We start from the raw sequence: 5,766 nt of genomic DNA, 5'->3' as shown, positions 1-5,766 counted from the left end.
TGCCACGTAACGATCTGGAATCTTTTGGAACCGTTTGCCAACGCATCAGCCTCAACATTCCTGAAACCTGCCCGTGGCGGTGGGACAAAGAGTTCAATCTGGCCCTGGCGGTAATCGACCGTCAGGATGAGATCATGGTCGAACTTCCCTTGTCACTTGAATTCACCCACAAATGGGACTTTACCACCATTAATGACGCCGATGCGCCAGTCCGTGATTATTTCCAGTCCGGTTTCGGCATCGTGCCGGGTCAGAAGGTGTTTACCATGGATCCCGTTAACGGTGTGGTGCTCTATGCGGCGTGGTGGCCATGGGGGGATGATGAACGAATTTCCCTTCGACTGGGGCTGGTTTCCGTAGGCGGCAATAAACTGGAAAACGCAGACGTTAAAAGTTTGATCTGCCGCTGGTTGAAACTGGAATAAAAGCCGACAAACTGGTCTGGAAATGTTGGTCGGCGTTTTCAAAGGCGCTGGCCGTTGAATCAGAAGGCGCAACGACGAATCATGAAAATGACAGGTACCATATGGTCCACCCTTGCTGTTTATGCGATCGCGATCCTTCTATGCGTACTGTCTACCCGCAACGCCGCGGCCCAGGAGATCGCCGATGACCGGTTGCTCTCGGCTCTCCAACTGGCGCAGCCGGTTTCATTGTGCGGTGAAACGGTGCCGGTGGATGACCCGCAGGTGCGGGAGCGATTTGAAAAGGAGATGCTGGTCGCTCTGGGGAACCGCTCCCAGGTGATTCTATGGCTGAAACGGACGACCCGGTATTTCCCGTACATCCAGGGGATGCTCAGTGAAAACGGGCTTCCCGACGACCTCAAGTATCTCGCCATCGCTGAAAGTGCCCTTCGAATGCACGCCGGTTCCAGTAAGGGGGCCATGGGGGTCTGGCAGCTGATGCCCCAGACCGCTAGAAAATATGGATTGGTCGTGGATGTCAATTTTGACGAGCGGCGCAATCTTTATCGGAGCACGCCGGCGGTGGTGACATACCTTAAAGTGCTGTATGAACGATTTGGGTCCTGGAGCCTTTCCCTGGCAGCCTACAACATGGGGGAAGAGGGCCTCGAAGCAGAAATCCTGGAGCAGGGCGTCTCCAACTATTATCAACTCTACCTGCCCCTGGAGACCCAGCGCTTCGTCTTTCGTATCATTGCCATCAAACGCATCGTGGAAGCTCCCCAGACTCATGGATTTACCCTTGCTGCACACGATTTTTATGCGCCGGAGGCCTTCTCAACGGTTCAGGTCAATGCCTTCACGGATCTTCCCCTCCGACTGATCGCCAAGGCGGCCGACACCGATTTCAAAACAGTCAAGGATTTCAACCCGGAAATACGCGGGCATTATCTGGCTGCCGGGACACGCGCCGTGAACATTCCCAGTGACGGCGAAGATGGGTTTCATGACCGTTTGACAGCCATGGTTGAAGCGGATGCCAAAATTCGCAGCCAGCGCGTGTATGTGGTCAAGGATGGAGACAGTCTTTCTAGCATCGCCCAGAAATTCGAGGTGCCCCTTGCCGCACTGCTCATCTGGAACCGCATCGGCTTGAGCAGCGTGATCCATCCCGGTCAACGATTGGTTATTTTTCCCGCGGCAGGGAAGATGAAGGATGACCTGAAAGACATCGAGGGAGACCAGAGCGGATGATCGAGAAAATCATTTCCAACGGCACACCCGGCGCTGCCGCGGCAGCCCTGGAGATAGCCGTCAAGCTGGGGCTGGCCTATGGCGGGTGGTGCCGTGCGGGTGAAGCGGTTCCGGACAAATTCCATCTCGAACGGCTGGCTGGCGCATCCCATCGATCAGTCACGGAAATGGCCGTCGAGGCCAGCCACGGCTCAGTTTTTTTCATCCCCGGCGAAACGGCCTCCATTCGACTGGAAACAACCCGTAAAATCGCTTTGCACCGCAACAAACCACTCCTGATCCAGGACCTTGACGGGGAAAACGGGTTTTCCGCATCCCGGCGGATCGCCGTCTGGATCGCTGAAAATGAAATCAAGGTGCTGCATGTGGACGGAGAGAGTGCCGGTCACGCCGTTTATTCGGTGGCCGACAAGGTATCTAAAATACTTGAGTCGACATTTTTTCTGTCAATGATAGAGACCGATATCACCGCACCCCTGCGGTCAGTCGTCGAGCGGGAGCGTCTGCCCCAACCGGAAAATCCGCCGGAAACCCTAAAGACGGCGGTAGATCATCTGGAACGGACCTTGGCGCTAAAAGACAAAGCCGCCATTGCCAATATGACTTCGGACGAACTGGTCTCACTGCAATATACGCTGGGCAGCTATATCAACACGCATTTCGATCTGTTCACCAGCAACCCAGGTCTGCTGACGGACTGTCAGCGACGGTCCGGGCAATGGGACTTGGCGCCCAAGGACGTGGCCGCCGTGATCATTCGAGCCCTTTGGGACCGGCTGCGTTCCACCTGCCGGATTCGAATCGTCAAGTGAGCTCGTCAACACCAGTGGATGCAGTCATGCCAGCACTGCCCCGATCATCCGAATCTTTTGTCCATCTCGTGCAGCAACGCCTTCACCGTCCGTCTCCGGCAACCTTCGCGTTCAACACCAACGGCGATCTGAGCTTGAACTCCGCGGTTCTTTTTCTTTTGGGAGCCGGTTCCAGCGGAGAACCGATCCTGATTCTGAACAAACGTTCCCGGCGCGTCCGCCAGGCCGGTGACCTGTGCTGCCCGGGTGGCGGTATCTCGCCGCTCATCGACCGTCTGATGGCCAGATGGCTTAACCTGCCGACAATGCCTTTGTCCCGGTGGCCTCATGGTTCGTGGTGGCGGCGACATCGAAAGACGGAGTTCCCCAAGCTGGCCCTGCTGTTGGCCGCTGCCTTGCGGGAAGGATTCGAGGAGATGCGGCTCAACCCGCTCGGGGTGAGGTTTTTAGGTCCCATGCCCGCTCAGCACCTGGTCATGTTCAAACGGGCCATTTATCCGATGGTGGGATGGGTGAACCACCAGAAACGCTTTTTCCCCAACTGGGAGGTTGAAAAAATCGTTCGCATTCCGGTGGCGGCGTTTTTTGATCCCGCCAACTATGCCAGGTATCGCATCTCGTTCAAGACTGGCACGCCCGGTGCCCCGGATTTGCCTTATCGGGAGATGCCCTGTTTTATTCATCGCCATAATGGTGACAAAGAATTGTTGTGGGGCGCAACCTACCGGATTACCGAGCGGTTTTTAAAAACAATATTCGATTTTGTCCCGCCGCCGATGACATCGTTGCCGGTCTTCCACCGCCGATTGGGCCGCCGCTACCTCGAAGGTGCTACACCCCTTTGACACGCCGGCGTTGTGCCGGCGGCGTGTCAACGCGTGGTTGATTTTGACGGGACGCTGGTGTAGATGACCTAACAGGTGATGGCCACCTTGTGGCTATTGATTGAACCCTCCCCGCGGCACCGATGAGCCGTATTTCTGCGTTGCTCAGACAATCGGCGGGGAATGCCCTTGCTGTCGCGGTTCATACCTGAGGAGCCCCATTGATGCATGCACCATCTTGCAAAACGGTATTCAACCAACCCCTACTCGACGAAATCTTCCCGTCGAGCCGCGCAGATCGGTTTTTCGAGGCCCTGTTGGGTGATGCTTCAGAAGGCGCCTATGACATTATCCTTACCTATACAGGGGAATCTGACGATCAGATCGATTTTGAATTTACGCTCAAACAGCGTCCCGGGAAGTGTCTGGCCTGCAACTTGACTTACGGCCTGCCCGAGGTGTTCATGCGGCACCCGATTATCGATATCGCCGGCGTGGTCCGGCAGATCGAATCGCGGATGATTAATGGTAAGCAATGCGGTGAATGGGTGTTGGGTCGCACGCGGGAGGTGTCCCGCGACACGCATGTATTGCCCCTGACCGTCAAATTGACGCCCGGTAAACCGTGAGCCGGTCAACCACCATCAAAAATGAAGGTGGCCGTTCAATCAGGCCATGTCAGGACGATCGCTGCCCTTTAAGAGCTCATCCAGGGCGGCTGCCAACGCTTCGATATGATACGGCTTTTGAATAAATCTATCCCCTGCGGTTTCCTTGTTGTTTCCTCCCGGGTCGTTGAGGCTGTAACCACTGGACAACAGGACCTTGATACCGGGCCGGATCGTTTTCAATCGGCTCAAGACCTGGCGGCCGTTTAAATCGGGCATGATCATATCCAGCAGCACCCCGTCAATTCGATCTTTCTCGCTTTCGAACAGGGCGATGGCTTGGTTTCCGCTGTTGGCCGGGATGACATGATATCCGAGGTCCTGGAGGACCCCAGTCAGGGATTTTAAGACATACGGTTCGTCATCCACCACCAGCAGTGTGCCGGAACCGTTGACCGGCAGGTCGGGGGGCGCTGCAGCAGATCTTTTTGAAGTCCGGGATACGGCCGGTAAATAGATCGTAAAGGTCGAACCCTGGCTCACCCGGCTTTCCACATCAATGATCCCGCCGTGATTTTTAATGATACCAAATGCCGAGGCAAGCCCCAGACCGGTTCCCCGGCCCATTTTTTTGGTCGTAAAAAATGGCTCGAAAATCCGCTTCATGGTTTCCGGTTCGATGCCGTTCCCTCTGTCTTGGACGCTGACGGACACATAGGGTCCCGGTTTGACGCCGAAAGACGCGGTGTAATCAGCGTCCAGAATCAGGTTTTTGGTTGATAGAGACAACGACGTATCCTCTGTCATGGCCTGCCAGGCGTTGACATACAGGTTGACCAGCACCTGGTCGATCTGGCCCTGATCCGCTGACACCGTCCAGATATCCTCCTGGTAGCTGGCCTGAATCTGAATCTCTTTTTTGGTCCGTCCGAACATGTCTGCGGTCCGCTTGACCGTCTCGTTTAGATTGACGGGTGCGACCTGGTATTTGCCGCCGCGGGCATATCCGAGCAGTTGACGGGTGAGGGTAGCACCGCTCTCTACACATTGTTCGATGGCGCGCAGGTATTCGGAATGCGGGCTGGTTGGTTTAAGCTTGGAAGCGAGCAGGGATACATTGCCCATGATTCCCATGAGCAAATTGTTGAAGTCGTGGGCGATGCCGCCGGCGAGGGTCCCCACCGCCTCCATCCGCTGGGCATGGTTGAGTTGAGTCTGGAGCTTTTCCTTTTCCTTCTGGGAAAGGATTTTGGCCGTGACGTCGCGAGCCAGGCCGCGAAAACCGGCAACGGCACCGTCCGGATCGAGAATCAATGCTGCGCTGAGATCCAGCACCTTGTTGCTGCCGTCTTGGGCGATCACCGGAAAGGTGATGACCCGCACCGGCTCACCCGAGCCGGCCATTTTACGGAATGCCTGGATGATCTCCCGTGTCGACTGATTCGTCGAAAAGCGCCTGAATGGCATGCCGATCAGTTGATCGATGTCGTAACCCATGATTCGGCAGGCGGCATCATTGACAAAGGTGAGGGTGCCCGATCCGTCCAGTTCAAAATAGGCCTCCTCAATCGTATCCAGGATCGTGCGGTATTTCTCTTCGCTGACCCGAAGCTGCGTTTCCATTACCCGGCGTTGCTCGATCTGGCCGACGAGGCCGTCGTTGGCTCTCTGCAATTCAAGGGTTCGCTCCTTGATTAACGCCTCCAGTTGATTTTTGTACCGGAGCAGTTCCTGCTCGGCCATTTTGCGGTCGTGGATGTCGCGCAGGGAGCCAATAATGCGGTAAGGCTTACCGGACGCTGTTCGCAGCAACATGGAATTCAAGGAACCGTGTTTCAACCGGCCGTTTTTATCCTTGAAT

General features: G+C 55.8%; 6 protein-coding genes. 5 read left to right on the top strand and 1 reads right to left on the bottom strand.

The features are described 5' to 3' along the window. The 5 genes from ABYV26_RS19090 to ABYV26_RS19070 form a co-directional block, all read left to right on the top strand. On the top strand, positions 1-425 hold a 425-nt coding region (locus tag ABYV26_RS19090), incomplete at its 5' end, for a hypothetical protein (protein WP_372682950.1). Between the two features lie 87 nt (positions 426-512). Next, the gene (locus ABYV26_RS19085) at positions 513-1,661 is read left to right on the top strand and encodes a transglycosylase SLT domain-containing protein (RefSeq protein ID WP_372682949.1); all 1,149 of its coding nucleotides are present in this window, start codon (positions 513-515) and stop codon (positions 1,659-1,661) included. Then, positions 1,658-2,473, top strand: coding sequence for a YpsA SLOG family protein (locus tag ABYV26_RS19080; RefSeq protein WP_372682948.1), 816 nt, complete (start codon positions 1,658-1,660; stop codon positions 2,471-2,473). The genes ABYV26_RS19085 and ABYV26_RS19080 overlap by 4 nt, the downstream gene beginning before the upstream one ends. A 26-nt stretch (positions 2,474-2,499) precedes the next feature. Beyond that, positions 2,500-3,318 (top strand): hypothetical protein, encoded by an 819-nt coding sequence (locus ABYV26_RS19075; protein WP_372682947.1) that lies wholly within the window; start codon positions 2,500-2,502, stop codon positions 3,316-3,318. Between the two features lie 203 nt (positions 3,319-3,521). Beyond that, positions 3,522-3,926 carry a pancreas/duodenum homeobox protein 1 gene (locus tag ABYV26_RS19070; RefSeq protein WP_372682946.1) on the top strand — a complete coding sequence of 135 codons (405 nt, stop codon included), beginning with the start codon at positions 3,522-3,524 and terminating at the stop codon, positions 3,924-3,926. A gap of 39 nt (positions 3,927-3,965) precedes the next feature. Here the strand turns inward: ABYV26_RS19070 and ABYV26_RS19065 are convergent. Next, the coding region (locus tag ABYV26_RS19065; protein ID WP_372682945.1) for a PAS domain S-box protein at positions 3,966-5,766 on the bottom strand (1,801 nt) is incomplete at its 5' end.

The organism is Desulfosarcina sp. (assembly GCF_041551955.1).
Taxonomy (GTDB): domain Bacteria; phylum Desulfobacterota; class Desulfobacteria; order Desulfobacterales; family Desulfosarcinaceae; genus Desulfosarcina.
This window is presented reverse-complemented; position numbering and strand designations above follow the sequence as displayed.